Source organism: Actinomadura sp. 7K534 (genome assembly GCF_004348575.1).
In the GTDB taxonomy this organism is placed as follows: domain Bacteria; phylum Actinomycetota; class Actinomycetes; order Streptosporangiales; family Streptosporangiaceae; genus Spirillospora; species Spirillospora livida.
The window spans coordinates 1-26,496 of record NZ_SMKB01000016.1 but is presented as its reverse complement, the minus strand read 5'-3'; the positions used below and the strand labels follow the sequence as shown (position 1 = coordinate 26,496).

Below are 26,496 nucleotides of genomic sequence, written 5' to 3'. Positions count from 1 at the left end.
GGTTCCGTGCTGACCGGCTTCTGGCACGCCGTGTCGTTCCTGGGCAGCGCGGGCTTCTACGTACCGGTGCTCCTCGTGCTGTTCTGGTGCGCGGCTCCACGGGTGGCGGCACGGGCCGCTGTGCTCCTGCTGCTCGGCGGGTATGTCAACACGGTCCTCAAGTTCGTCTTCCACGACCCCCGCCCCTACTGGACGAACCCCTCGGTCGAGGGCGAGCAGGCGTATTCGTCGTTCGGCATGCCCTCGGGCCATTCGCAGAACGCCGTGGTGGGCTGGGGCTTCGCGGCCACCCTGACCCGGCGCCGGGCCCTGTGGGCGGCCGCCGCGGTGCTCATCGTTCTGATCGGGGTCTCCCGCGTCCAACTGGGTGTTCACTCGGTGGGGCAGGTCCTGGGCGGCTGGGGGATAGGGCTGACCCTCCTGCTGGTCGCCCTCCTCGTGGAGCCCTTCGTCCTCTCTTGGTGGACGCGGCGCCCCCTGAGCATCCAAGTGGTGCTCGCCCTGGGGCTTTCCCTGCTGTTCCTGGGAGTGGCGTGGGCGGCGATACAGCCGCTCGAAGGCTGGCGGTGGCCGCACGGGTGGGCGCGGGAGATCAGGGAGGCCGGCGGCGAGACCGAACCCATCACGCTCGTCGACTCGGCCCGGGCCGCCGGCGGGCTCTGCGGAGTCATGGCGGGCCTGTCCATCTTGGCGGCCCGCGGCTGGTTCGACCCCCGCGGGCGGCCGTGGCAGCTCCTGGCACGCCTCGCCGTGGCCATGGCCGGCGCCGGTGTCATCTACCTGCCCGCCCTCCTGCTCGACGCGTCCGGGCTGTTCCCGATGTTCGCCGTCCAGGCGGCGCTGGGCCTGTGGGTGACGGCCGGTGCACCGGAGGCCTTCGTCCGCCTCCGCCTGGCCGCCCGCCCCACCCCCGCTCTCACCCGGCCGGGTGAGGAGCAGTCGGAACTGCGCCAATAGACTCGGATCATCATGGCTCCTCAGATCGCACCCAGCATCCTGTCCGCGGACTTCGCCCGCCTGGCCGACGAGATCGCGCGCATCGCCGACTCCGCCGACTGGGTCCACGTCGACGTCATGGACAACCACTTCGTCCCCAACCTCACCTTGGGGCTGCCGGTCGTCCGGGCGCTGCTCGAACACAGCGCGCTGCCCCTCGACTGCCACCTCATGATCGAGGACCCGGACCGCTGGGCCCCTGAGTACGCCGAGGCGGGCGCGAAGAGCGTCACCATCCACGCCGAAGCGGCGAAGGCCCCGATCCGCACCCTGCGCGCCATCCGCGCCGCGGGCGCGCGCGCGGGCCTGGGCGTCAACCCGGCCACCCCCGTCGACGGCTTCGAGGACATCCTCGGCGAGATCGACATGCTGCTCCTGATGACCGTCGAGCCCGGCTTCGGCGGCCAGAAGTTCCTGGACGTCGTCCTGCCGAAGGTCCGCCGCGCCCGCGAGCTCATCAAGGGCCGCGACCTCCCCGTCTGGCTCCAGGTCGACGGCGGCGTCAGCACGGAGACCATCGAACGGTGCGCCGAGGCGGGCGCCGACGTGTTCGTCGCGGGCAATGCCGTCTACGGCGCCGACGACCCCGCCGAAGCCGTCCGCGGGCTCCGCGGCCAGGCCGAGGAGGCGACGGCCAAGGCGGACTGGTGATCCTGCCCTGCGACGCCGTCCTGCTCGACGTGGACGGCACCCTCGTCGACTCGACGCCCCTCGTCGAACGCGCGGCCCGCGAGTGGGCCGCCGAATACGGCATCGACCCGGACGAGTTCCTGTCCGACGCCCACGGCCGCCGCACCGCCGACCGCGTGGCCGACTTCCTCCCGCCCGAGCAGGTCGGGGAAGCCACCGCACGCCTCGACGCCTTGGAGAGCACCGGGACGGACGGCATCACCGCCCTACCCGGCGCCGTGGACCTCCTGACCGGCATGAACGGCCTGCCCTCCGCCTTCGTCACCTCGATGGGCAGGGAGCAGCTGGAACTCCGCGCCCGAGCGGCCGGCGTGCCGCTTCCGCCCGTGGTGATAACCGCCGAGGACGTCCAGGACGGCAAACCGGACCCGTCCGGCTACCTGCGGGCGGCCGGGCACCTGGGCGTGGCACCCGCCCGCTGCGTGGTCATCGAAGACGCCCCCGCGGGCGTGGCGGCCGGCCGCGCCGCGGGCGCCACCGTCCTGGCGGTCCTCACCAGCCACCCGCCGGAGGTGCTGACGGCGGCCGACCATGTCGTCGAGAACCTGACGCGTGTCACGGCCGCCCCGGACGGCCTCCGCCTCGCCGCCGGCTGACCCGCGGCCCCTCCGCCCTCACCCCTGCGCGGGCACGATCCCGAGGGAGGCGTGGAACATCTCGTGCACGCGGAAACGCTTGACGGCCGCCAGGTTGAGGTGCTGCACCTGATGGCTTCCCAGGAAACGGCCGTTGTCGACGGCCTGTGCGGTGAGGAGCCCCGAACGCCACAGGATCTCGATGAGGTCGTTGGGTTCGCGCAGGGGCAGCCATGACTGCGTGCCGCGTGTGGGGATGTCGCCGAAGGCCAGTTCGAGGCAGAGCATCTCCAGGTCCGCGCGGTCGAAGGTGTGCGGATGGCTGCGGAAGACCTCGAAGACGCTCAGCAGGCCCGGGTACTGGGAGCGGTACTCGGCGGCGATGTCCTTCGTGCGCTCGGCTGAGTAGCCGTACTCGGACCGCTCGATCGCCGAGTACGGCACGGGCAGGCGCGACGTCCGCCCCCTGGCCAAGTCCAGGGCCTCCGAGCAGAACTGGATGAGCTCCCTGGGCCGGTACAGCGTGCGGTCCACCATGTAGCCGAACGAGCCGTCCCGCGCCCTGCCCGGCGGCGGCGGGGCGAACACCGCGGACCAGCAGGCCCGGTCCCCGGCCCGTTCGAGCGCCTCGACGTCGAACCCCTTCTCGTGGGCCGAGTACCGGATCCGCTTGGCGATGAGCTCGAGCAGCGACTCCTCCGACCAGGAGATCTTCTCCACCAGGTCCCGGTGCTTCTGCGCGTCCTCGTACAGGGCGGGGATGTCGTCGTAGAGCTCCTGCCTGAGCGACATGTACACGCGCAGGTTCCGGTGCAGCGCGTTGACGGAGACGCACGCCTGGAACAGCCCGGACACGAACGCCTTCGCGTCCTCGGAGGAGTCCCAGCCGCGGTCGAGCTCGTCCACGAGGACCACGACACGCTGGCTCTCCAGGACGTTCTGCAGCGCCGGGAGCAGGTTCTGGATCTCCTCCAGCTTGTAGAGCCGGTCGAGCTCCCGGGTGCGCAGCCCCGCCTCGATCGGCCCGATCTTCACGGCCTCCAGCCGCTTCAGGTACGACATCAGCAGCGACAGCGTGCCGAGCTGCTGGGCGCCGTGGCTGTCCCTGACGTACTTGTGGATCTCCCTGCCGCCGCCCTTGGTCAGCCGCATCCCCTTCCTGGCCAGCGCCTTCATGACCAGGACGTAGATGAGGTACTTCCAGGCGGCGGCGTAGGCGCCCTGCTTCGCCCACGAGCCCGCGTCCTCCGCGGCCATCGTCGCGTTGAGCAGCTCGTACGAGTAGTCCTCGGGCGACAGCTCGATCACGTGGCTGCCGGCGGCGCGCTCCCGCTTGGCCAGCACCTTGAAGATCGCGCTCTTACCGGACCCGCGGTTGCCCATCAGGATCGTCTTCGCGCCCGTCCGCACCCGCTGGTAGGCGGGGGACTCCACGAAGTACTTCTCCAGCCCCCGCGAGATGTCGCGCTCGGCGGAGGGGGTGCCGAAATCGAGCACGTCCAGGATTTTCGGCGACAGAGTCAGTTTGGCCATGGGCCTGTTCCCCGAGTCGGTGGCGGAGGGTTTCGTCACCGAGTTTCACCCGTGGCCGGACCTCCGGCAAGACTCCCCGTAAGGGGGATCTGGAGCGCTCCTATGTCCCATGGAGGAGCGCCAGTTGAGCGACTTGCCCGGCCTACCGCGCCGCCGGGGCCGGGGCCGGGGCTCCGGCGGCGCGGTGGCGCGTGTCAGCCCAAAAGCGGGCCGACGAGGTTCAGGCCGGGGTGGGACTCCGCGGCGTAAAGGGCGAAGAGGGCCAGCGCACCGCCGGCCAGGGAGAGGTCCTTGAGGAACTGGAGCTGCTCCTGCTGGCGCGTCTCCGGGGCCTCCTGCTTCCAGAAGTCGTGGAACACGAACGCCGTGATCAACAGGAACGGGACGAAGGCCAGCGCGGCGAGGTCGGGCCAGATGCCGAGGATCAGCATGGCCGAGGCCACGAGGATGTAGACGCCCGAGACCTGCACGGCGAGCTTCGGCTGCGGAAGCTTCTTGGCCGCCGCGTAACCGGCCATGGCGCCGGTGGCGGTGAGATGCCCGACGCCTGCCCCGATGAAGATCGATGTGAACGCGATGCGGGCGATGAGGGCGACGACGTCCATGACTGCCTCCTGCGGGATTGTCGTCATGCGTCACTTCTGTCCCGCGATCTACCCCGCCCTCATGATCGTTGAACGTTTAAGCAACTTGCCGCGTGCTGTGGAACGTGCCGATTTCGTGGCGATGGTCACATCGGGCGCCTGTGGACGGCGTGGCACACTGGATGGCAAAGCATGAACGCGTGCTCCGGGGTCGGTGAAATTCCGAACCGGCGGTTACAGTCCGCGACCCGGCCGAAGCCATCGGCCGGTTGACCCGGTGGAACTCCGGGACCGACGGTCAAAGTCCGGATGGGAGGCAGCGCGCGGCACGTCCCTGACCTGGGGGCGTGCGCCGATGTATGGACGTCCCCGGAGCCTTGACCTAGGAGGCCCGGGTAGATGTTCACCGGCATCGTCGAGGAACTCGGCGAGATCACGGGGGTCGAGCCCCAGGGGGATTCCGTCGAGCTCGCGGTCCGCGGACCGCTCGTCACGCAGGACGCCGTGCACGGCGCGTCGATCGCCGTCAACGGGGTCTGCCTCACCGTCGTGGACGTCAAGGGCGAGGTCTTCACCGCCGACGTCATCAAGGAGACCCTCGGCAAGTCCAGCCTCGGCGCGCTGGAACCCGGCTCCAAGGTCAACCTCGAACGCCCGCTCCGGCTCTCCGACCGGCTCGGCGGCCACCTCGTCCAGGGCCACGTGGACGGTGTCGGCACGATCATCTCCCGCGAGCCGGGGGAGCGCTGGGACGTGGTCACGGTGTCCCTCCCGCACGACCTCGCGCGCTACATCGTGGACAAGGGCTCGATCACCGTGGACGGCATCAGCCTCACCGTCGTGGAGGCCGGCGCGGACCGGTTCAGCGTCGCCCTCATCCCGACGACGCTCGCGCTCACGACGCTCGGCCACAAGACGCCCGGCGACCCGGTGAACCTTGAAGTGGACGTCGTGGCCAAATACGTCGAGCGCATGCTGGGGGACCGCTCATGACCCGGCCCCGGCGCGACCACGCGACGACGGTGACGATCAGCTTCAGGACGCTCAGCTTCGAGACGACCAGCTTCGACCAGCGGCCCCGGGACGCCCGGGACCTGCACGCCCCCGGGCAGAAGGCGGTGACCGCATGAGCGGCAACGGCAGTGCAAGCGAGACGGCGACCGGCGAGACGGGGATCGGCGAGACGGGGATCTTCGACTCCATCGAATCGGCGCTCGCGGACATCGCGGCGGGACGTCCCGTCGTGGTCGTCGACGACGAGGACCGCGAGAACGAGGGCGACATCATCTTCGCCGCGGCGAAGGCGACGCCCGAGCTGCTGACGTTCACGATCCGCTACACCAGCGGCGTCATCTGCGTCCCGATGGAGGGCGCCGACCTCGACCGCCTGCACATCCCCCTCATGACCGCGCAGAACACCGAGCGCATGCGCACCGCGTACACGGTCAGCGTGGACGCGCGGCTCGGCGTCACCACCGGGATCTCCGCCGCCGACCGGGCCCGGACGATCCGCACGCTGTGCGACTCGGCGTCGGAGCCGCGCGACCTCGTCCGCCCCGGCCACATCTTCCCGCTGCGCTACCGCGAGGGCGGCGTGCTGCGCCGGCGCGGGCACACCGAGGCGGCCGTCGACCTCGCCAGGATGGCCGGGCTCACCCCCGCGGGCGTCCTCGCCGAGGTCGTCAACGAGGACGGCACCATGGCGCGCCTGCCGGAGCTCCAGATCTTCGCCAAGGAGCACGGGCTCAAGCTCATCTCGATCGAGCAGCTCGCCGAGTACCGCAGGCGCACCGAAGCGATGGTCACCCGCGTGGTGGAGACGCGCCTGCCCAACCGGTACGGGCATTGGCGCGCGGTCGGGTTCTCCAGTGCGATCGACGGCGGCGAGCACGTGGCGATGGTGCTCGGGGACATCGGCGACGGCGAGGACGTCCTGATCCGCGCCCACTCGGAGTGCCTCACCGGCGACGTCCTGCACTCCGAACGCTGCGACTGCGGCACCCAGCTCGACGCCGCCATGGAGCGCATCGCGGAGGAGGGGCGCGGCGTCGTCCTCTACCTGCGCGGGCACGAGGGACGCGGCATCGGCCTCCTCGCCAAGCTGCAGGCGTACGCGCTCCAGGACAACGGGTCCGACACCGTCGACGCCAACCTGGAGCTCGGGCTCCCCGCCGACGCGCGCGAATACTCCAACGCCGCCCACATGCTGCGTGACCTCGGCGTAAGCTCGGTGAGGGTGCTCACCAACAACCCCGCCAAGCTCAAGGGCCTTGACGGCTTCGGCCTGGACGTGCGGGGCCGCGTGCCGATGCCCGTCATCGTCACCGAGCACAACCGGCGCTATCTGACGGTCAAGCGCGACCGTCTCGGACACCAGATCGAGGGACTCGCATGAGCGGCGAAGGACGTCCCGAGGCGAGCACGGTCGACGCCGCCGGCGTCACGCTCGGCATCGTCTGCACCCGGTGGCACGCGCGCATCACCGGCCAGCTCCTCGACCGCGCGCTCGCGGCCGCCAAGTCCTGCGGCGTCGACCAGCCCGTCGTCACCCGCGTCGCGGGCGCCCTGGAGCTGCCGGTGATCGCGCAGCAGCTCGCCCGCGACCTGGACGCCGTCGTCTGCCTCGGCGCGGTCATCCGCGGCGCCACCGCCCACTTCGACTACGTCTGCGACTCGGTCACCGCGGGTGTGACCCGTGTCGCGCTCGACGAGGCGACTCCGGTGGGCAACGGAGTTCTCACATGTGACACCATTGAGCAGGCACTGGAACGCAGCGGGCTGCCCGGCAGCTCCGAGGACAAGGGATGGGAGGCGACGGTGGCCGCACTCGACACGGCACTGACCCTGCGAGGTCTGCGGCATCACGGTCACGCCGGGAGCGACCAGAAGCATATGTAGGTCCGGAACGACCGCATTCGACTTCTGAGCCTCCGGGCCCTCGCACTTCCATCTCATCGAAAGGCAATTCCGTGCTGTCACTGGTCCTGCCCAAGGGGTCGCTGGAGAAGGCGACCATGCAGCTGTTCGACGCCGCCGACCTGACCGTCCAGCGCTCGTCGGACCGCGACTACCGCGCCTCCATCGACGACCCCCGCATCGACCGGGTGCGGGTCCTGCGCCCGCAGGAGATCCCCACCTACATCGAGCAGGGGCTGTTCGACCTCGGCATCACCGGCCGCGACTGGATCACCGAGACCGACGCCGACGTCGCGAGCCTCGGCGAGCTGCAGTACTCGAAGGCGACGTCCAACCCCGTCCGCGTGATCATGGCGGTGCCGGACGGCGCGCCGTGGCAGCAGGTGTCCGACCTGCCGGAGGGCGTCCGGATCTCCACCGAGTTCCCGGCCCTGACCAGGCGGTTCCTCGACAAGCACGGGGTGAAGGCCACGGTCGTCCCGTCCTACGGCGCGACCGAGGCGAAGGTCCCCGACATCGTGGACGCGATCGTCGACCTCACCGAGACCGGCTCGTCCCTGCGCAAGAACGGCCTGCGCATCCTCGACACGCTCCTGACCAGCTACACCGAGCTGGTCGCCAACCGCGCGGCCTACGAGGACGCCGAGAAGCGCGCCGCGATGGAGGACATCTCCCTGCTCCTGCAGGGCGCGATCCGCGCGCGCGGCAAGGTCCTGCTGAAGCTGAACGTCGCCCAGGCCGACCTGCGGGGCGTCCTGGAGATCATGCCGTCGATGTCCTCGCCCACGGTCACGTCCCTGGCGGGCGGCGACTCGCACGCCGTGGAGTCCGTGGTCGCCAAGCGCGGCGTGAACCGGCTGATCCCGGCGCTGAAGGCGGCCGGCGCGCACGACATCCTCGAGATCCCCATCGCGAAGATCGTTGACTGAGACCCCGGCGCTCCCGACCGTGTGGCGTCCCCGCGTCACCCGGATCGTCGCCTACATCACGGCGGGCGTGATCATGCTGGCCCTGATCGTGCTCGCCGTGGTGGTGGCGCCCCAGTTCAAGCTGTTGGACCGCATCCTCATCGTCGTGTTCGGCGCCTTCGTCGCATGGGTCCTGCACATGCTCGCCCGCTGCCGCGTCGCCGCCGACGATTCGGGCCTCACGGTCGTCAACGCGTTCCGCACCCGCACCTTCGAATGGCCCGAGGTCCTGGACGTCACCATGTCCGAGGGCGAGCCCTGGCCCACCCTCGACCTGGCCGACGGCACCTCGATGAGCGCGATGGGCATCAACGGCACCGAAAAGGCCCTGGCCGCCCGCCAGCTCACCGAACTGAGAACCCTCCTCCACACCCGAGGCGAAGCCCCCGACCCCACCTGAACATGCCTGGCTTAGGCTGTTGCCCGGACCAGAGCGCCCTACCAATTTAGACGACTAACCCACCGCGCGTGCCCATCGAGCGAAGCCCCCGTGGGCGGCGAAAACGCAAGGGTCCGGACCATGTGACTTGCGCCTCGGGCTGAGTAGCCTGAAAGCCGTGGGGGAGACGGCACCGATGACACTGGACCAGGTCGGATCGCCCGCGGACCTCGCGGGCCTGCTCGACAGGCACGCCTACCTGTGCGACGAGGGGCTCGCGACGGCGTGCTTCCTCGCGCTGCGCATGGGCCGCCCGCTGTTCCTGGAGGGCGAGGCCGGGGTCGGCAAGACCGAGCTCGCCAAAACGCTCGCGCGGGGCCTCGGCGCGCCACTGATCCGGCTGCAGTGCTACGAGGGCCTCGACGCCTCCCAGGCCCTCTACGACTGGGACTTCCCCCGCCAGCTCCTGCACCTGCGCGCCGCCGAGGCGGCGGGCGTCAGCGACGTGGCGCGGCTGGAGGGCGAGCTGTACGACCGGCGGTTCCTGGTGGCCCGCCCGCTGCTCCAGGCCCTGGAGACCTCGCCGAGCGTCCTGCTGGTGGACGAGCTCGACCGCGCCGACGACGAGTTCGAGGCGTTCCTCCTGGAGGTCCTCAGCGACTTCACCATCACCGTCCCGGAACTGGGCACGATCCGGGCCGAGCGGCCGCCGGTCGTCGTGGTCACCTCCAACCGCACCCGCGAAGTCCACGACGCGCTGAAGCGGCGCTGCCTGTACCACTGGCTGGAGCACCCGTCGTTCGACCGCGAGGTGGCGATCATCCGGCGGCGGCTGCCCGGCGCGGCGGAGCGGCTCGCCGGGCAGGTCGCCCGCGCCGCGCAGCGGATGCGCGAGACCGACCTGCTGAAGCCGCCCGGGGTCGCCGAGACCATCGACTGGACCGAGGCCCTCGTCGCGCTCGGCGTCCGCGACCTGGACCCGGGGACGGCGGCGGTGACGCTCGGCGCCGTCCTGAAGTACCGCGAGGACCAGCAGCGCGTCCTCGGCGGCGGACTAGAGGCCCTGCTCAACGGTGGGTGAGGGCGTGGAGCGGGACGTCACCGAGACGATGGTCGGCTTCGCCTGGACGGTGCGCGCGGCGGGCGGGAGCGCCGACCCCGAGCGGATGCAGGCGATGCTCGCCGCCCTCGACCACCTCGACGTCCTCGACCCGTCCGACGTGTACTGGGCGGGCCGCCTGACGCTCTGCGCCGACCCCGACGACGTCGCCCGCTACGACCGGTGCTTCGCCGCGTACTTCTCCGGCGCGACCGCCCGCCCGGGGCGCCGCCCGCCGCCGCCCGTGGTCGTCCGCCGGGTGACGGTCCCCGACCCGGGCGCCGGGGACGGCGCGGAGGAGTCCGGGAACATGAAGGCCGTCACCGCCAGCGCCGTCGAGGTGCTGCGCGACCGGGACGTGGCGCGGCTCAGCGCCGCCGAGCGCGCCGAGGTCGCCCGGCTGATCGCGATGCTGGACGCGGGCGCCGAGCGGCGCCGGTCCCGCCGGTTCACGGCCGCCGCGACCGGGCGGCTCGACCCGGCGCGGACCGTCCGGGAGACGCTGCGGCGCGGCGGCGAGACCGCGCTGCTGCGGCACCGCACGCACCGCACCCGCCCCCGCCGCGTCGTGCTGATCGTGGACGTCAGCGGGTCGATGAGCCCGTACGCCGACGCGCTGCTGCGGTTCGCGCACGCCGCCGCCCGCTCCGGCGGGCGCGACGTCGAGGTGTTCAGCGCCGGGACGCGGCTGACCCGCCTCACCCGCGAGCTGCGGCACCGCGACCCGGACGCGGCGATGGCGGCGGCGTCCGCGGCCATCCCCGACTGGAGCGGCGGCACCCGGCTCGGCGAGGAGCTGAAGGAGTTCCTCGACCGGTTCGGGCAGCGCGGCCTGGCCCGCGGCTCGATCGTCGTGATCGCGTCGGACGGCTGGGAGCGCGGCGACGCGGCGCTGCTCGGCGAGCAGATGGCGCGGCTGCACCGGCTCGCGCACCGGGTGGTGTGGGCGAACCCGCACAAGGCGCGTCCCGGGTACGAGCCGCTGACCGCGGGGATGGCCGCGGCGCTCCCGCACGTCGACGACTTCACGTCCGGGCACAGCCTCGCGGCGCTCGAAGCGCTGGCCCGCCTGGTGGCCGGCGCCGGACGTGGCTCAGGGAACCTCGGAAAGGGGAGGGCACATGCGTGACGTCCTCGGCGACATCGCCGGCTGGTACGCGTCCGGGGAGACGTTCGGCCTCGCGACCGTGGTGAACACCTTCCGCAGCGCGCCGCGCCCGCCTGGCGCGGCGATGGCGGTGTCGCCGGGCGGGGAGGTCGCGGGCAGCGTGTCCGGCGGCTGCGTCGAGGGCGCCGTGTACGACCTGGCGCAGTCGGTGATGGAGAGCGGCGAGCCCGTCGTCCAGCGGTACGGGGTGAGCGACGACGACGCGTTCTCCGTCGGCCTGACCTGCGGCGGGATCCTGGACGTCCTGGTGGAGCCGGTCGGCCCCGCCACGTTCCCCGAGTTCGCGGACGTCACCGCGTCGATCGAGCGGCACGAGCCCGTGGCCGTCGCCACCGTCGTCGCCGGCCCGGGGCGCATCGGCGCGCGCCGCGTCATCTGGGCCGACCGCGCCTCCGGGTCGCTCGCGCCGGGCGCCCCGCACGCCGGGCGCCTCGACGCCGCGGTGGACGACGACGCCCGCGGCATGCTCGCCCAGGGCCTCACCGGCCAGCGGCACTACGGCGCGGAGGGGGAGCGGCGCCTGGACGACCTGACCGTCTTCGTGCACTCGTTCGCCCCGCCGCCGCTTCTGCTGGTGTTCGGCGCGATCGACTTCGCCGCCGCCGTCGCCCGCATCGGCAAGTTCCTCGGCTACCACGTGACGGTGTGCGACGCGCGGCCGGTGTTCGCGACGCCCAAGCGGTTCCCGGAGGCCGACGAGGTCGTGGTGAAGTGGCCGCACAAGTTCCTGGAGGAGACGGCGTCCGCCGTCGACGAGCGGACGGCGATCTGCGTCCTGACCCACGACCCCAAGTTCGACGTCCCGCTGCTGGAGGTCGCGCTCCGCACCGGCGCGGGCTACGTCGGCGCCATGGGGTCGCGCCGCACCCACGACGACCGGCTCGCGAGGCTCCGCGAGGCGGGCCTGACCGAGGCCGAGCTGGGCCGGCTGCGCTCCCCGATCGGCCTCGACCTCGGCGCCCGCACGCCGGAGGAGACGGCGGTGTCGATCGCGGCCGAGCTCGTGCAGCTCCGCTGGGGCGGTTCCGGGCGGCCGCTCACCGACACCACGGGCCGGATCCACGCCGACGCGCCGTGACGGCACTACCCTCGCGGGATGACGTTGCACGGTGCGGAGCCGCCGGCGGGACTGCTGCTCGCGGCGGGTGAGGGAAGCCGGCTCGGGCGTCCGAAGGCGACGGTGGAGCTGGCCGGGGAGCGCCTGGTCGACCGGGGCGTGCGGATGCTGCGGGACGGGGGCTGCTCCCCGGTCCTGGTGGTCGCCGGGGCGGAGCCGGTCGAGGTGATCGGCGCCGTCGTGGTGCCCAACGCCGGCTGGCGGGACGGCATGGGCTCGTCGCTGCGCGCCGGGCTCGCCGCGCTGCCGCCCGGCTGCCCCGCGGTGGTCGTCGCGCTGGTCGACCAGCCCCTCGTCACCTCCGCGGCGGTGGCACGGCTGATCGCCGCCTACGAGGACGGCGCCGAGATCGCCGTCGCGACCTACGGGGGAGCGCCGCGCAACCCCGTGCTGCTGAGCGCCGGGCACTTCGCCGCCGTGGCCGAGGCCGCCGTCGGCGACACGGGCGCCCGCGCCTACCTGCGCGCCCACCCCGACCGGATCACCCGCGTCCCCTGCGACGGCGTCGCGGCCCCCGACGACATCGACACCCCCGACGACCTGCGCACGGTCGAGCGGGCGGCGCTGGACCGCCGCGCCGGAGGGCCCGGCGGGGACGGCCGGTAGGGGCCCGGTAGGGGCTAGGTGGCGGGCAGGACGCTCTCGTCGAGGGCGCCGCAGTCGACGGCGCGGCGGAGGCGGGCGGTGAGCGCCTTGATGGTGGCGGGCTCGTCCAGGACGCCCGCGTCGCCGGCGACCTGCTCGTGCCACGCCCGGACCCGCCCGATGACGTCGTCGACGCCGCTCAGGTGGAACGCGTACACGGCGGCGTACCGGCTCGGCAGGTGCGCGGGGTGCAGGTCCCAGCCCTGGTAGAAGCCGTGCCGCAGCGAGTGCCGGACGTGCGCGGCGTGCGCGGCCCACGCCGCGTTGACCTCGTCGGGCCCGTCGTTGCGGGGGATGACGTTGGTGGAGCCGTCCGACAGCCGCACGCCGGTGCCGGCGAACGACACCTGCATGACGTGCCGGGCGAAGTCGCACGCGGGATGGTCGAGGCGCTGCTCGTGCGGCGGCAGCCCGATCGCGGCGGTGTAGTCGAACACCCCGAAGTGGGCGGCGGTGAGCCGGCCCCCGGCGGCGGCCGCGATGGCGCGCAGCGCGGTCCGGCCCTCGCCGTCCAGGATCGACTCGGGCGTCTCGACCTGCACCTCGAACCGCAGGATGCCGGCCGGCAGGCCGAGCGCGGTCTCCAGCCGCTCCAGGTACTCGGTGAACAGCGCGACGTGCTCGGCCGCGACGACCTTCGGGAACGTGATGGTGAACCCGCCGGGCAGCCGCCCGAGCCGGTCGCGCAGCGCGGTGAGGAACGCGTCGAGCGTGCGCATCGCGCGCTCGTGCCCGCCGTCGGCGAACGACTTGACCCGCACGCCCCAGTAGTGGGGGAGGCCCTTGACCTGGTACGCGGCGGCGACGGCCTCGACGACCTGCGCGACGTGCGCGTCCTCCTCGGCGTCGGGGCGCACGCCGTAGCCGTCCTCGAAGTCGATCCGCACGTCCTCGACCGGCTCGGCGGACAGCTTCGCCGCGACCCGCTCCCGGACGAGCCCCGCGATCTCGGGGTCGAGCCCGAACGCCGCGCCGAACGACCCGGCGCCCGGCGTGTGCGTGTTCAGCAGCCGCAGGGCCTCCGCGCCGAAGTCGGCCGGGGTCGAGCGGGAGAACCGGTCGGCCGGCACGTACACCGTGTGCACCGGCTGCCGCCCGTCGGCGCCGCCGGGGTGGCGCTCGCGGTGCTCGTCGCGGACGGCGGCGATGCGCGCGGACAGGTCGTCGAACGAGGAGACGCTGAGATTCACCACCCCGCCATGATCCCGCAACCCCCACCTGCTGGGAAACCGGCTTGCCGGGGAATTGTCCCCCTTCGGAGCGGAAAGGGGACCGGGTCAGGACACCGCCTGGATGCCGTACATGCCGGTGTGCTCGGCGCCGGGGGCCAGGTCGATGACGCCCTCGCCGGAGGCGAAGGCGTTCGGCGGGCACGTCATGGGCTCGACGCCGAGGCCCGCACGAGGGGCGGGGGCGTTGTCGGCGGTGTAGATCATCATCCAGGGGTACGCCTCGTCCGCCCAGAGCCGCACCGCGCGGCCGCCGCCGGACAGGGTCACCCGCACGCGGCCGTCGCCGTCGCGGTTGAGGTCGGCGAACGCGTTGTCGATCACCCGGTCGCCGAAGACCGCGCCCGTGCGCAGGTCGTACCGGGTGCCGGTGACGTCCAGGGACGGCCCGGACGGGATCATCCGCTCGTCCACCGGGATGTAGCGGTCGGCGCCGAGGGTCACCTCGCAGGCGTCGATGGGCTCGCCGACCGTGAGGTAGGGGTGCGCGCCGTGCCCGTACGGGGCGGTCGCCGTCCCGGCGTTGCGGGCGGTGACGCGGACGCGCAGGCCGTCGCCGGCGTCCAGGGTGTACTCGGCCTCCAGGTCGAGGCGGAACGGGTATCCGGCCGTCGCGAGCAGGCGGTGCGTCAGCCGCACCCGGTCCGGCTCGTGCTCGGCGGCCCGCCAGGAGGCCCAGCGGACCAGCCCGTGGATCGCGCAGTCGCGGCCGGGCTCGGAGATGTCGAGCTGGTGCGGGACGCCGCCGTAGTCGTAGCGGCCGCGGTCGACGCGGTTCGGCCACGGGAGCAGCAGGTGCCCGAACGCCGCCGGGGCGGGCTCGTCGGCGCCGTACGACAGGACCAGCGGCCGGCCGTCGTGGGTCAGCTCGCGCAGGCCGGCGCCCGACTCGGTGACGACCGCCTGGTACGGCCCGGCGCTGAGGGCGTACTGCTCCCCGGTGATCTGCTCTCCGATGATCCGCTCCCCGGTGATCGACTCGCTCATGCCGGGGACGCTACCCCCTGCCGCGGCCGCTACGCGATCTCGGCGAGGGCGTGCAGGGCGTCGGTGAACACGCCCGGCGGCGGTTCGACGAGGCCCGCGCCGACCTGCCCGGTGCCCGCCTCGCGGCCCGCGATCCCGGTGTCGATGACCGGCAGGATCCCGGTGCGGACGACGCGGGTCACGTCGATCCCGGCCGGGGTGCCGCGGAACGACAGCAGGGGGATCTGCAGCGCCGGGTGCTCGGTCAGCGTGATCTCGTACATCCGCTGGGTGGCGGCCACCGCGTCCGGCACCTCGCCGCCGACGAAGCGGACGATCGCGGGCGCGGCGGCGAGCGCGAACCCGCCCATCCCGGCCGTCTCGGTGATCGCCGAGTCGCCGATGTCGGGGTTGGCGTCGTCCGGGCCGTAGCCGCCCAGGTAGAGGCCGTCGGGCACGCCCGCCGGGCCGGTGAACCAGCGGTCGCCCGTGCCGGACACCTGGATGCCGAACTCGGTGCCGTTGCGGGCCATCGCCACGACCAGGCTGGACCCGGCGACGCCGCGGGCCGCGTCGGCGCACGCCTTCGCCGCGGCCATGCCCGGGTTCAGGAAGAAGTGCTCGTTGCCAGCCGCGAACCGAAGGGCCTCCGCAGCCAGGTCGCGCGGCACCTCCTCGGCGGCGGCGAGGTCGGGCGCCAGCTCGCGGAGCAGCAGCGACGTCGCCGCCCGGTTCCGGTTGTGCAGCTCGTCGCCCATCTGGACCGCCTGCGCGATGAGCGCCATCAGGTCGAGGGGGCCGTGCCGGCGGACGGCGGCCCGGAGCGCGGGGCCGAGGAACTCGCCCATCCACCTCAGCCGCTCGATGACCTCCGGCCCGTACGCCCCGTACCGCAGGACCTTCCCTAGGCCCTCGTTGAGGGAGCAGTACGACCTGCCGCCGTGCTCGGCGTCCTCCACGACCCACATCCACATGGACGGGCTGACGACCCCGGCCATCGGCCCGACCGCGGCGTGGTGGTGGCACGGTTCGAGCGCCGCCGCCCCGCGCGCCAGCTCGCGCTCCGCCTCCTCGGGTGTGGCGGCCAGGCCCTCCAGCAGCATCGCGCCCATCAGCGCGCCGCGCATCGGCCCGGACGCCCGCTCCCACTCCAGCGGCGGGCCCGCGTGCAGGAACGTGCCGGCGTCCAGGCCGAGGACCTCCCGCGCCGGGCGGACGTCCACGAGGTGCGGACGGGCCGTCACCATGCGCCGCACGGCGCGGGCGTTGGCGTCCGCGTGGCCGGGGTCGCCGAGCACCGCCGCGAGCGCCTGCTCCGTCCCGGCGGGCGGCGGCCTCCAGTCGACCGCCTCCACCGGCACCGCCTGCTCGGCGAGCGCCCCGGCGAGGACCTCCACCCCGGCGGCGACGACCCTGGTCTCCCGTGTGAGCAGGCCGCCCAGCCGGTGCCGCTGGTCGTTCATCCGGGCATCCCTTCCACCGTCGCGAGGGCGTGCCGGGTCGCCTCGGCGTTGGACGCGAACACGTCCGCGCCCGCCCCGCGCAGGGCCGCCGCCTGCCGGTCGCGGCCCTGCGGGTCCGCGGGCGTCCCGCACAGCGACACGGCGACGGCCAGGTCGGGGCGGTCCTTCACCGCCTCGGCGATGGCCGGGGCCAGCGACGCCGCCGGGTCCGGCTCGGCCCCGTACCCGAGCACCACGTCCAGCAGCAGGACGCCGACCCCCGGGTCGGACGCCGCCTCCCGCACCGCCTCCAGCCGCAGCGTCGGGTCGATCATCGGGTGCGCGCGGCCGCGCGTGTAGGCGTCGTCGCCGAAGTCGGTGAACCGGTGGCCGGGTGCCTCCGCGTCCCGCGCTTCCAGGTCCCAGCCCAGCGCGCCCCGCGCGATCATCTCCGCCTCGTCGCGGAGCGTCCCGCCGGCGAACAGCCCGCGCAGCGTCCGGCCGCTCCCCGGCTCCGGACGCCGCTCGGCCGCCCACCGCGGCCACCGCGGGACCGGCCGGCCGAGCGCCCGCAGCGCCTTCTCCGCCGCCTGCGTGATGTCGTCCTCGCCGGGCATCGGCAGCGCGAAGACGACCGGGGTGTCGAGCCGCCGCGCCGCCTCCCGGATCAGGTCCGCCACCTGCGGTGCGGGCGGCTTGGACACCAGCACGATCAGCTCGGTGCCCGGGTCGGCGTCCAGCGCCGCCAGCGCGGACAGCGCCGAGCGGCCGCTCACCTCCGGCGACAGGTCGCGCCCGCCGACGCCCAGCACATGGTCGACGCCCACGCCGGCCGCGTCCAGCAGGCACATCAGCTGCTGCGCGCCCGTCCCGGACGCCGCGACGATCCCGACCGGCCCCGGGCGGACCGCGTTCGCGAACCCCAGGCCCGCGCCGCCGATCACCGCGGTGCCGCAGTCCGGGCCCATCACGATCAGGCCGCGGCGTGCCGCCGCCTCCTTCAGCGCGATCTCCTGGTCGAGCGGCACGTTGTCACTGAAGATCATCACGTTGAGGCCGGCGTCCAGGGCGTCCATCGCCTCCGGGAACACGTGCGGGCCCGGCACCGACAGCAGCGCCACGGTCGCGTCGGCCCGCGCCGCCGCGGAGCCCGTCGTCCGGGCCGGTACCGGGGCGCCCAGCAGCCCGGCCCCGGCCGGGGGACGGGACGCGTCGCGGAGCAGCCCGTCCAGCGCCTCGCGCGCCGCGTCGAGTTCTCCGCCGCCGGCCGCGTCGGCCACCCGGATCGCGACGACCAGGTCGTCCGCTCCCGCGTCCGCCGGCACCTCGAAGCCCATGCCCTCGACGATCTCGCGGTTGAGTTCGGTGCCCATCGCGACCATCGCCCCGGCGACCCCCGGCCGCTCCGACAGCGACCGGCTCACCCGCATGAGCGTCACCGAATCGTGGTAGGCCCCCCGCCGCACCTCGACCCAGTCCCTCACGTGGCGCCTCCCGCGGACCGTCCGGTGCCTCCCGCGAGCCTCGGGGGCGCTTTCCGGCGCCGCCCCTTCTCGTCGCCCTGCTCGCCCGCTCCGTGCTCCGGGCCGCTCATGCGGACACCCTCGGGGCGGGGCGGCCGGCGCGGGAGGCGTGCGCGGTCAGCGCGAGGACGGCGCGGCAGCCGGCGAGGACGCCCTGCGCGAGGTCGGTGCCCGAGGTGTGGCCGACCGCGAGGAGGCGGCGGACCGCCGTGTCGGGCGGCTCATGGCCGGCGACGCAGCGCAGGACGGCGGCGACCTCGGCGCCCGCGCCGCCCGCCGTGGCGCAGTGCAGCAGCGTCGCGGCCAGCGCGGTCGTCCGGGTGCCGGCGTCGGCGGTGACGGCGGCGCCCAGCCAGTCGGCCAGCCGCACCGCCTCATGAGCGGAGCGAACCGGGGGGTGCGGGGGGTCGCCCCCCCGCAGGGGGACCGCGTCATGAGCGGAGCGAACCGGGGGGTGCGGGGGGTCGTCCCCCCGCAGAGGCACCGCCTGATGAGCGGAGTGAGCCTGGGCGTCGGTTCCACGCAGGTGGACCGGGCGGCCGTGCCGGACCGCGCCGCCGACCAGTCGCAGCGACACGAGCAGGCCGCACAGGATGTCGTCCCCGCTCGGCGTGAGTCCGGGGCCGAGGCCGACGATCCGCTCGGCGGCCTCCACGGCGCCCGCGAGGTCGCCGGCGGCGCAGGCCGCGGCGAGCTCCACCGGGTCCGGGTGGCCGGCGAGGCCGCCGCCTGCCATCCCGGCACCGTCCAGCGCGGCCTCCAGAGCGGCCTCCAGGGACCGGACGCCGGCGGCGAGCGCGGCGGGCTGCAGCGTGCCGAGCGCGGGCGACGGGTCCCACCAGCGGCGGACGCGCACCCGCAGCCCGTCGGCCTCCACCCGGCCGTCGCCGACGAGCGCGTCGCCGCCCTCGCGGACGGCGCGGAACGGGTGCTCGCGGCGCGTCGCGACGAGCACCACGGCGTTCGGCAGCCGGTGCGCGTCGGAGGTGACGACGGCGAGCACGCGCGGCTCGGGGCCGCCCCGCATCTCCAGGTACAGCGCCGAGGGGAACACGGCGATGACCCGCGCCGGGCGGCGCGGCGGGTCCAGCAGCGGCCGCAGCGCGAGGCTCGCCGCGCCGGCGGCGGGCGGCCGTCCGCCCGGCCGTGCCGGGAGCGGGATCGGGTCGCGGACGAGGGCAGTCACGGATCCTCCCGAGGCCGGTGACGGTGGCCGTCCGGCACGCGGGCGGACCGGCCTCTGCGGAGACCGTAGAACGGCCCCCGCGGCGGACGTATGGGGAAAGCTGCCAAGGATGGTTGTCATCGTTCGTCTTTGTTGTCACTGTTGATCAGGAACAGGTAGCGATCACGCCGTAACGGGCGATGTACGCACCAAAAGGCGAGGTGACCCCTGGCATGAGTTACACCAGCGCGGACCCGGGCCCACCGGCCCTCAGGCTCGCGAGCACCGGAACACTGACCTATGGCCTGTCGGTCGGCGAGGTCCTCGGCGTCAGCACCCTCAACGGCGCCCGCCTCATCGCGGGACGGACCGGACTCGACCGCATCGTCCAGCGGCTCAATGTGATGGAGGTCCCCGACATCCTGTCGTGGGTCAAACCCAACGAGCTGCTCCTCACCACCGGCTACCCGCTGCGCAACACGCCCCAGTCGCTCGACAACCTGGTCGCCGACCTCGACGAGCGCGGCCTCGCGGCACTGGCGATCAAGCTGGGCCGCTACCTCGACTCGCTGCCCGCCGAGATGATCGCGCAGGCGGACCGGCGCGGCTTCCCCCTGATCCTGCTCCCGAACGACGTCGGCTTCGACGACATCCTGAACCAGGTCCTGACCGACATCCTGAACCGGCAGGCGGCCGTGCTCGCGCGCACCGAGGAGGTGCACCGGGCGCTCGTCCAGATCGTGCTGTGCGGCGGCGGCCTCCAGGAGGTCGTGGACGAGGTCGCGACCCTCCTCGACGTGGCGGTCGTCGTCCTGGACGGCGAGCAGCGCGTCCTCGCCGGCGCCGGGCCGGACAAGCACGTCCAGGCGATGCGCGCGTTCGACGCGGGCCGGCACGCGGCGTGCGGGCGCGGCGGCTGCGGCATCATCGGCGCGCACGGCACCGGCGACCACCTGGTCGTGCCCGTGATGGCGGGCGGCTTCGACCACGGCCGGATCGTCGCGTTCAGCCCGGCCGGCACGCTGCGCGGCACCGACCTCGGCATCCTGGAGCGCGCCGCGACCGTCGCCGCGCTGGTGGTGACCAAGCAGCAGGCCGTCGCCGCCGTCGAGAGCAAGTACCGGGCCGACTTCCTGCGCGACATCCTCGCGGGCCGCGCCGGCGACGACGGCCGGGTCATCGCGCACTGCGACGGGTTCGGCTGGAACCTGGACCGCCCGGTGATGGTCGTCGTCGCCGAGCTCGACGGCCGCCCGCGCGGCGCGCCGGCCGCGGGCGCCGACGCCGACGGCAAGGGCCGCGGCAAGGGGGCCGACGCCGACGGCGGGAACCGCGGCCGCGGCGCCGAGGAGCGCACCGCGCAGGAGCGCCTCGCCGCCGCGTGGACGACGGCCGTCCGGCGGCACGACCGGGGCGCGGCCGTCGCGAGCTTCGCGCACGAGGTCGTCGCGGTCGTCGGCGCGGACGGCTTCGACTCCGCCGAACTGACGGCCGGGCCCGTCCAGGCGATGGTCAAGGAGGCGTCGTCGATCTTCGCGGAGCACCTGCCGGTGCGGCGCACGTTCTCGACCGGCATCAGCCGGACGGTGTCGTCCCCGGCGGCGCTGCCCGAGGCGTACGAGCAGGCGGTCAAGGCCGTCCGGGTCGGCCGGCAGCTCAACGGCGCGGGCGCGCGGGCGCACTTCGACCAGCTCGGCGTGTACCGGCTGCTGAGCCTCGTGTCCGACCCGGAGGAGCTGCACGCGTTCGTCCGGGAGACGCTGGGCGACCTGGCCGCGGACGACGAGCCGGAACTGGTCGACCTGCGCCGCACCCTCCAGGTGCTGCTGGAGACCAACCTCAACGTCGCCGAGACCGCGCGGCGGCTCCATTTCCACTACAACACGCTGCGCTACCGCATCGGGAAGCTGGAACGGATGCTCGGCGCGTTCACCGAGGACGCGCATCTGCGGCTCAACCTCACCCTCGCTCTTCACGTTCTGCGCATGCGAGGTATCTGACGGTAGTACGCCCACACCGGCGCGTCCGCCAGGCGCGCCGTGCGGCCGATTGCACCGGCCGCTCCTCCCAATCGGGGGCGCGGGCTTTGGCAATAGTCGCCGATGCCCGCCCACCAGGGTAGATCTACCTTGCCCGCATACCGCGGACGGTTGAGCGCGGACGGTTGAGCAGGGAGGGGCCCGATGGCGATCGGCTGGAAGCTGCACGGCGACGGACGAACACCGCCGCCAGGGGAGGTCGTCAGACCGGACGAGCGCCTGTCGTGGCCGCGCACCGCCGGGATCGGCGCGCAGCACGTCGTGGCGATGTTCGGCGCGACGTTCGTGTTCCCCGTGGTGATGGGCCTGGACCCGAACCTCGCGATCATGATGTCCGGGGTCGCGACGATCCTGTTCCTGCTCATCGTCGGCGGCCGGGTGCCGAGCTACCTCGGCACGAGCGCGTCGTTCGTCGGCGCGGTCGCGGCGATCCGCGCGGCGGGCGGCGACACCGCCACGGTGACCGGCGCGATCCTGGTCGCGGGGCTCGTCCTCGCGCTGATCGGCCTACTGATCCATTTCGTGGGCGGCGAAGTCATCCACAAGGTCTTCCCGCCCGTGGTCACCGGGGCCGTGGTCATGCTCATCGGGTTCAACCTGGCCCCGGTGGTCGCCAACGTCTACTGGCCGCAGGACCAGTGGGTCGGGCTGGCGACGCTGGGCTTCGCCGTCCTGTGCGCGGTGCTGCTGCGCGGGTTCTGGGGACGCATCACGATCCTGCTGGCGCTGGTCTTCGGGTACGCCCTGTCGTGGATCCTCGACAAGACCGTCGGCCAGATCACCTCCGTTCTGCCGGGCCAGAACCTGCTGGACGCCAACGGCCAGCCGTGCACGGCCGAGGGGCCGTACTGCGTCGCGACCGCCTTCCCCCACGACCGGGTGGACTTCGGCGGCGTGAGCGCGGCCGACTGGTTCGGGCTGCCGAGCATGCACGGCCCCGACTTCAAGACCTCGGCGATCCTGCTGGCGCTGCCGGCGGTCATCGCGCTGCTCGCGGAGAACACCGGGCACGTCAAGGCCGTCGCCGCGATGACCCGGGAGGACCTCGACCCCGTCCTCGGCCGGGCGATCGGCGCGGACGGCGTCGGCACCGCCCTCGCCAGCGCGGTCGGCGGCGCGCCCACCACCACCTACGCCGAGAACATCGGCGTCATGGCCGCGACGCGGATCTACTCGACCGCCGCGTACTACGTCGCCGCGGCCGTGGCGATCCTGTTCGGGCTGTGCCCCAAGTTCGGCGCGCTGATCGCCGCCACGCCGGGCGGCGTGCTCGGCGGCATCACCGTCGTCCTCTACGGGATGATCGGCCTGCTCGGTGCGAAGATCTGGGTCGAGAACCGGGTGGACTTCGCCGACCCGGTCAACCTCGTCCCGGTGGCGGCCGGCGTGATCCTGGCGATCGGGGACGTGACCCTGAAGGTCACCGACGACTTCCCGCTGCAGGGCATCGCGTTCGGCACCATCGCCGTGCTGCTCGGGTACCACGTCCTCAACGCGCTGCGCCGGCCGGACGCCTCGGGCGCCGGGATCATCGCCCCGGGCGAGGAGATCGGCGGGCCGGTGCGCCGCGCGGACGGGCCCGGCGAGACCGGGTCCGGCGAGAGCGGGTCCGGCAAGGGCGAGTCGAGCGGACCGAAGGACGACCCCGGCACCGGGCCGGGCTGAGGAGGCGGCCGGTGAAACCACCCCCGTTCGGATACCGCGCCCCGCGCACGCTCGACGAGGCGCTGGACGCGCTCGCCGCCGTACCGTCGGGCAAGGTGCTCGCCGGGGGCCAGAGCCTCATCCCGCTGCTCAACATGCGGCTCGCCGCCCCGTCCCACCTCGTCGACATCAACCGCGTGGCCGGGCTCGACACCGTCCACGCGGGCGACGAGGGGGTGCGGGTCGGCGCGCTCGCCCGGCACGCCCGGGTGGAGCGCTCGCCGGAGGCCGCGGCGATCCAGCCGCTGCTCGGGCGGGCGCTCCGGCATGTGGCGCACCCCGTCATCCGGAACCGGGGCACGGTCGTCGGGAGCCTCGCGCACGCCGATCCCGCCGGGGAGATGCCCGCCGTGCTGGCGGTCCTCGGCGGGACGGTGGAGGCGGCGTCCGCGCGGGGCCGCCGGACGATCCCGGCCGCCGAGTTCTTCCGGGGCCCGCTGGAGCCGGCGCTCGAACCGGGCGAGCTGGCCGTGTCGGCGTTCTTCCCGGCCGCGCCGCCGCGCACCGGCACCGCGTTCGCCGAGACGGCGCGGCGGCACGGCGACTACGCGCTCGCCGGGGTCGCCGCCGTCGTCACCCTGGACGAGGACCTGCGGGTGTCGGCCGCCCGCGCCGGGTACCTCGGCGTCTGCGGGGTGCCGCTCGTCCTCGACCTGGCCGGCGCCGCGGGGCCGGCGGGCGACTGGGCGGCGGCCGCCGCGCACGCGCGCGACAGCATGGATCCCGAGCCCGACATCCACGCGGGCGCCGAGTACCGGCGCCATCTGGCCGGTGTGCTCACCGAGCGCACCCTGAGCATCGCGGCGGCCGAGGCGCTGCGGAGGGCGGGAGACTGATGGAGGAGTGCTTCGAGGTCGCGCTGACCGTCAACGGGACCCCGCGCGCGGCGAGCGTCCCGGCCAGGCGGCTGCTCTCGGACCTGCTCCGGCACGACCTCGGGCTCACCGGCACGCACGTCGGCTGCGAGCACGGCGTGTGCGGCTGCTGCACCGTCCTGCTGGACGGGGAGCCGGTGCGGTCGTGCCTGATGTTCGCCGTCACCGCCGCCGGGCACGAGATCACGACCGTGGAGGGCCTCGCCGCGGAGGACGGCACCCCCTCGGCGGTGCAGCGGGCCTTCCGCGAATGCCACGGCCTGCAGTGCGGATTCTGCACGCCCGGGTTCCTGTGCACCGTCACCGCGCTGCTGCGGGAGACGCCGCGCCCGACGGACGACCAGGTCCTTGAGGGGATCTCCGGGAACCTCTGCCGCTGCACCGGCTACCAGAACATCGTCAAATCGGTGCACCGCGCCGCCGAACTGCTGCAGGAGGGGGAGGGCTGAGTGGCGACGCGATTCTTCGGGGAGCCGGTCGAGCGCCGCGAGGACGGCAGGCTCACCACCGGCCAGGGGCGCTACCTGGACGACCTCGGCCCCGGCGCGCTCGCGGCGGCGTTCGTCCGGTCCCCGCACGCGCACGCCCGGATCGCCGACATCGACGTGTCGGAGGCGCTCGACGTCGACGGCCTCGTCGCCGTCTACACCTGGGAGGACCTGCCGGGCCGGGTCGGGGAGCCGCTGCCGCTGCTGATCCCGCACCCGTCCCTGACGCATGGCCGCACCGGCTACCCGCTGGCGCGCGACGTCGTCCGGCACGTCGGCGAGCCGGTCGCGATGGTCGTCGCCCGGGACCGGTACCTGGCCGAGGACGCCGCCGAGCGCATCCGCGTGGAGTACGAGCCGCTCCCCGCCGTCGTCGGCATCGAGGCGGCTTCGCGGGCGGACCGGCTCGTCCACGACGACGTGCCGGGGAACGTCGGGGCGGTCCTGGTCCAGGAGAACGGGGACGCGGCCGCCGCGATCGACGCCGCCCCCCATGTGCTGGAGTTCAGCCTCGCCATCGAGCGCAGCGCGTCCATGCCCCTGGAAGGGCGCGGCGTGTACGCGCGGTGGGACGCCGACGACGGGTCGCTGCGCGTGTACTCGTCCACGCAGGCGTCCACCAGCGTGCGCGCCGCGATCGCCGCGCGGCTCGGGCTCCCGAACGGCAAGGTCGAGGTGGTCGCGCCGGACGTCGGCGGCGGGTTCGGCGTCAAGATCGTCCACCCGTGGCCGGAGGAGATCCTGGTCCCGTGGGCGGCGCGGCTGCTGGACCGCGAGGTCAAGTGGACCGAGGACCGCCGCGAGCACTTCGTCGCCGCCGCCCACGAGCGCGGCCAGCTCCAGGACGTGCGGGTCGGGTTCGACGACGAGGGCCGCATCCTCGGCCTGGACGTGCGGATCCGGCACGACCACGGCGCCTACACCCCGTACGGGATCATCATCCCGATCATCACGTCCACCCAGCTGCTCGGCCCGTACAGGATCGGCGCGTACCGGGCGGAGGTCGTCAGCCTCTACACCAACACGCTGATCGTCACGCCGTACCGGGGCGCGGGCCGTCCGCAGGGCGTGTTCTGCATGGAGCGGACGATGGACCGCGTCGCCCGCCACCTCGGCCGCGACCGCGCCCGGGTCCGGGAGGCGAACCTCATCCAGCCCGACGAGTTCCCCTACGACCAGGGCCTGACGTTCCAGGACGGCCGCCCCCTCATCTACGACTCGGGCGACTACCCGGAGCTGCTCCGCAAGGCCCGGGAGCTGATCGGCTGGGACGGGTTCGAGGCCGACCGCGCCGCCGCCGAGGCCGAGGGCCGCCGCGTCGGCATCGGCCTCGGCATCTACGTCGAGGGGACCGGCGTCGGCCCGTACGAGGGCGGGCACGTCGAGATCGACACGGCCGGGCGGGTGCACGTCTCCACCGGCCTGACCTCGCAGGGGCAGAGCCACGAGACCGTCTTCGCGCAGATCGCCGCGTCGGAGCTCGGCGTCCCGATCGACGACGTGCGGGTCACGACGGGCGACACCCGCCGGTTCGGGTACGCGGTCGGGACGTTCGCGTCCCGCGCGGCCGTGATGAGCGGCAACGCGATCGCGCTCGCCGCCCGGAAGGTGCGGGCCAAGGCGCTGCGCATCGCCGGCGAGGCGCTGGAGGCCGACCCCGGGGACCTCGACATCACCGACGGCGTCGTCCACGTGCGCGGCGACCCGTCGGCCGCGGTCCCGCTGCGGACGGTCGCGGTGCTGTCGAACCCGCTGCGGTACGCGTTCGACGAGGAGGCCGCGGCGGCGACGCAGTTCGCGGTCGGCCGCCCGGCGACCGAGCCGCCCGTCGCGGAGGGGGACGAGCCCGGCCTGGAGGGGCGCGACTACTACTCGCCGGTCCGCTCCACGTTCGCGGCCGGGGCGCACGCCGCGATCGTGGAGGTCGATCCCGACACGGCGGAGGTCGGCATTCTGCGGTACGCGGTCGTCCACGACTGCGGGCGGCTCATCAACCCGATGGTGGTCGAGGGGCAGATCCACGGCGGCGTCGCGCAGGGCATCGGCGGGGCGCTGTACGAGCGGATGGTCTACGACGAGTCGGGCCAGCTGCTGAACGCCTCGTTCATGGACTTCCTCATGCCGTACGCGACGGAGATCCCCCGCATCGAGACCGACCATCTGGAGACGCCGTCGCCGCTGAACCCGCTGGGCATCAAGGGCGCGGGGGAGGCGGGCGTGATCCCGGTGTCGGCGGTGGTCGCCTCGGCGATCGAGGACGCGGAGGGCGTCCGGGTGGACACGATGCCGATCTCGCCGGACGAGCTCTACACGCTCCGGCTGCGCGCCGCCGCCGATCCGTCGCTGCGCGTCGGGGAGGACGTCCGGACCGGGTGACGCGGGCGGGGGGTGATGC

Annotated in this window: 25 protein-coding genes and 1 riboswitch; of the genes, 18 read left to right on the top strand and 7 right to left on the bottom strand. The window is 73.8% G+C overall.

Features of this window, described 5'->3' with window-relative positions:
* Nucleotides 1-6: 6 nt before the first annotated feature.
* Genes E1266_RS05800 through E1266_RS05790 form a run of 3 tightly spaced genes read left to right on the top strand, consistent with a single transcriptional unit; the run spans nt 7 to nt 2,282 of the window.
* Nucleotides 7-957, top strand: a complete 951-nt coding sequence (locus E1266_RS05800) for a phosphatase PAP2 family protein (protein ID WP_132044484.1) — start codon at nt 7-9, stop codon at nt 955-957.
* Nucleotides 958-969: 12 nt separating this feature from the next.
* Entirely contained in the window at nt 970-1,647 is a 678-nt protein-coding gene (rpe, locus tag E1266_RS05795) for a ribulose-phosphate 3-epimerase (RefSeq protein WP_132044482.1), read from the top strand.
* Nucleotides 1,644-2,282, top strand: coding sequence for an HAD-IA family hydrolase (locus E1266_RS05790; protein WP_132044480.1), 639 nt, complete (start codon nt 1,644-1,646; stop codon nt 2,280-2,282). The genes rpe and E1266_RS05790 overlap by 4 nt, the downstream gene beginning before the upstream one ends.
* Nucleotides 2,283-2,300: 18 nt before the next feature.
* On the opposite strand, the gene E1266_RS05785 is transcribed toward E1266_RS05790, so the two are convergent.
* Nucleotides 2,301-3,794: a hypothetical protein gene (locus E1266_RS05785; RefSeq protein WP_132044478.1), complete on the bottom strand. Its 1,494-nt coding sequence runs from the start codon at nt 3,792-3,794 to the stop codon at nt 2,301-2,303.
* A 194-nt stretch (nt 3,795-3,988) separates the two neighbouring features.
* Complete coding sequence (locus tag E1266_RS05780) at nt 3,989-4,426, bottom strand: DoxX family protein (protein WP_207945444.1); 438 nt, start codon at nt 4,424-4,426, stop codon at nt 3,989-3,991.
* Nucleotides 4,427-4,574: 148 nt separating this feature from the next.
* A riboswitch (FMN riboswitch) is annotated at nt 4,575-4,705 on the top strand.
* A gap of 72 nt (nt 4,706-4,777) precedes the next feature.
* Between E1266_RS05780 and E1266_RS05775 the strand changes: the two genes are divergently transcribed.
* The 10 genes from E1266_RS05775 to E1266_RS05735 all read left to right on the top strand — a co-directional run bounded on the left by E1266_RS05775 (nt 4,778) and on the right by E1266_RS05735 (nt 12,631).
* Nucleotides 4,778-5,371 (top strand): riboflavin synthase, encoded by a 594-nt coding sequence (locus tag E1266_RS05775; protein ID WP_132044476.1) that lies wholly within the window; start codon nt 4,778-4,780, stop codon nt 5,369-5,371.
* Nucleotides 5,368-5,508: a hypothetical protein gene (locus tag E1266_RS37805; protein ID WP_165965948.1), complete on the top strand. Its 141-nt coding sequence runs from the start codon at nt 5,368-5,370 to the stop codon at nt 5,506-5,508. The genes E1266_RS05775 and E1266_RS37805 overlap by 4 nt, the downstream gene beginning before the upstream one ends.
* On the top strand, nt 5,505-6,773 hold the full coding sequence (locus E1266_RS05770) for a bifunctional 3,4-dihydroxy-2-butanone-4-phosphate synthase/GTP cyclohydrolase II (RefSeq protein ID WP_132044474.1): 1,269 nt from the start codon (nt 5,505-5,507) through the stop codon (nt 6,771-6,773). The genes E1266_RS37805 and E1266_RS05770 overlap by 4 nt, the downstream gene beginning before the upstream one ends.
* On the top strand, nt 6,770-7,276 hold the full coding sequence (gene ribH / locus E1266_RS05765; RefSeq protein ID WP_132044472.1) for a 6,7-dimethyl-8-ribityllumazine synthase: 507 nt from the start codon (nt 6,770-6,772) through the stop codon (nt 7,274-7,276). The genes E1266_RS05770 and ribH overlap by 4 nt, the downstream gene beginning before the upstream one ends.
* 71 nt (nt 7,277-7,347) lie before the next feature.
* Nucleotides 7,348-8,223, top strand: a complete 876-nt coding sequence (gene hisG / locus E1266_RS05760) for an ATP phosphoribosyltransferase (RefSeq protein ID WP_132044470.1) — start codon at nt 7,348-7,350, stop codon at nt 8,221-8,223.
* A complete protein-coding gene (locus E1266_RS05755; protein ID WP_243718249.1) occupies nt 8,216-8,662 on the top strand; it encodes a PH domain-containing protein in 447 nt (148 codons plus the stop codon). The genes hisG and E1266_RS05755 overlap by 8 nt, the downstream gene beginning before the upstream one ends.
* 175 nt (nt 8,663-8,837) lie before the next feature.
* A complete protein-coding gene (locus E1266_RS05750; RefSeq protein ID WP_132044468.1) occupies nt 8,838-9,722 on the top strand; it encodes a MoxR family ATPase in 885 nt (294 codons plus the stop codon).
* A gap of 4 nt (nt 9,723-9,726) precedes the next feature.
* Nucleotides 9,727-10,869: a VWA domain-containing protein gene (locus E1266_RS05745; protein WP_243718248.1), complete on the top strand. Its 1,143-nt coding sequence runs from the start codon at nt 9,727-9,729 to the stop codon at nt 10,867-10,869.
* Entirely contained in the window at nt 10,862-11,986 is a 1,125-nt protein-coding gene (locus E1266_RS05740; protein ID WP_132044466.1) for an XdhC family protein, read from the top strand. Before E1266_RS05745 ends, E1266_RS05740 begins: the two co-directional genes overlap by 8 nt.
* Before the next feature lie 18 nt (nt 11,987-12,004).
* Nucleotides 12,005-12,631, top strand: coding sequence for a nucleotidyltransferase family protein (locus E1266_RS05735; RefSeq protein WP_132044464.1), 627 nt, complete (start codon nt 12,005-12,007; stop codon nt 12,629-12,631).
* Nucleotides 12,632-12,645: 14 nt separating this feature from the next.
* Here E1266_RS05735 and E1266_RS05730 read toward each other — a convergent pair whose 3' ends face one another.
* The 5 genes from E1266_RS05730 to E1266_RS39250 form a co-directional block, all read right to left on the bottom strand.
* Complete coding sequence (locus tag E1266_RS05730) at nt 12,646-13,863, bottom strand: aldolase (RefSeq protein WP_243718247.1); 1,218 nt, start codon at nt 13,861-13,863, stop codon at nt 12,646-12,648.
* An 84-nt stretch (nt 13,864-13,947) separates the two neighbouring features.
* Nucleotides 13,948-14,886: an aldose 1-epimerase family protein gene (locus E1266_RS05725; protein WP_243718245.1), complete on the bottom strand. Its 939-nt coding sequence runs from the start codon at nt 14,884-14,886 to the stop codon at nt 13,948-13,950.
* Nucleotides 14,887-14,915: 29 nt separating this feature from the next.
* Entirely contained in the window at nt 14,916-16,328 is a 1,413-nt protein-coding gene (locus E1266_RS05720) for a DUF1116 domain-containing protein (protein ID WP_132044462.1), read from the bottom strand.
* Nucleotides 16,325-17,791: an FdrA family protein gene (locus E1266_RS05715; protein WP_207945443.1), complete on the bottom strand. Its 1,467-nt coding sequence runs from the start codon at nt 17,789-17,791 to the stop codon at nt 16,325-16,327. The genes E1266_RS05720 and E1266_RS05715 overlap by 4 nt, the downstream gene beginning before the upstream one ends.
* A gap of 106 nt (nt 17,792-17,897) precedes the next feature.
* Complete coding sequence (locus tag E1266_RS39250) at nt 17,898-19,016, bottom strand: DUF2877 domain-containing protein (protein WP_243718244.1); 1,119 nt, start codon at nt 19,014-19,016, stop codon at nt 17,898-17,900.
* A gap of 212 nt (nt 19,017-19,228) precedes the next feature.
* On the opposite strand from E1266_RS39250, the gene E1266_RS05705 reads away from it, so the two are divergent.
* The 5 genes from E1266_RS05705 (at nt 19,229) to cutA (ending at nt 26,477) form a co-directional block, all read left to right on the top strand.
* Nucleotides 19,229-20,995, top strand: coding sequence for a PucR family transcriptional regulator (locus tag E1266_RS05705; RefSeq protein WP_132044460.1), 1,767 nt, complete (start codon nt 19,229-19,231; stop codon nt 20,993-20,995).
* Nucleotides 20,996-21,178: 183 nt separating this feature from the next.
* A complete protein-coding gene (locus E1266_RS05700) occupies nt 21,179-22,699 on the top strand; it encodes a solute carrier family 23 protein (RefSeq protein ID WP_132044458.1) in 1,521 nt (506 codons plus the stop codon).
* A gap of 11 nt (nt 22,700-22,710) precedes the next feature.
* Entirely contained in the window at nt 22,711-23,574 is an 864-nt protein-coding gene (locus E1266_RS05695; RefSeq protein ID WP_132044456.1) for an FAD binding domain-containing protein, read from the top strand.
* A complete protein-coding gene (locus tag E1266_RS05690; protein ID WP_132044454.1) occupies nt 23,574-24,062 on the top strand; it encodes a (2Fe-2S)-binding protein in 489 nt (162 codons plus the stop codon). Before E1266_RS05695 ends, E1266_RS05690 begins: the two co-directional genes overlap by 1 nt.
* The gene (cutA, locus tag E1266_RS05685; protein ID WP_132044452.1) at nt 24,063-26,477 is read left to right on the top strand and encodes an aerobic carbon-monoxide dehydrogenase large subunit; all 2,415 of its coding nucleotides are present in this window, start codon (nt 24,063-24,065) and stop codon (nt 26,475-26,477) included.
* Nucleotides 26,478-26,496: the final 19 nt, after the last annotated feature.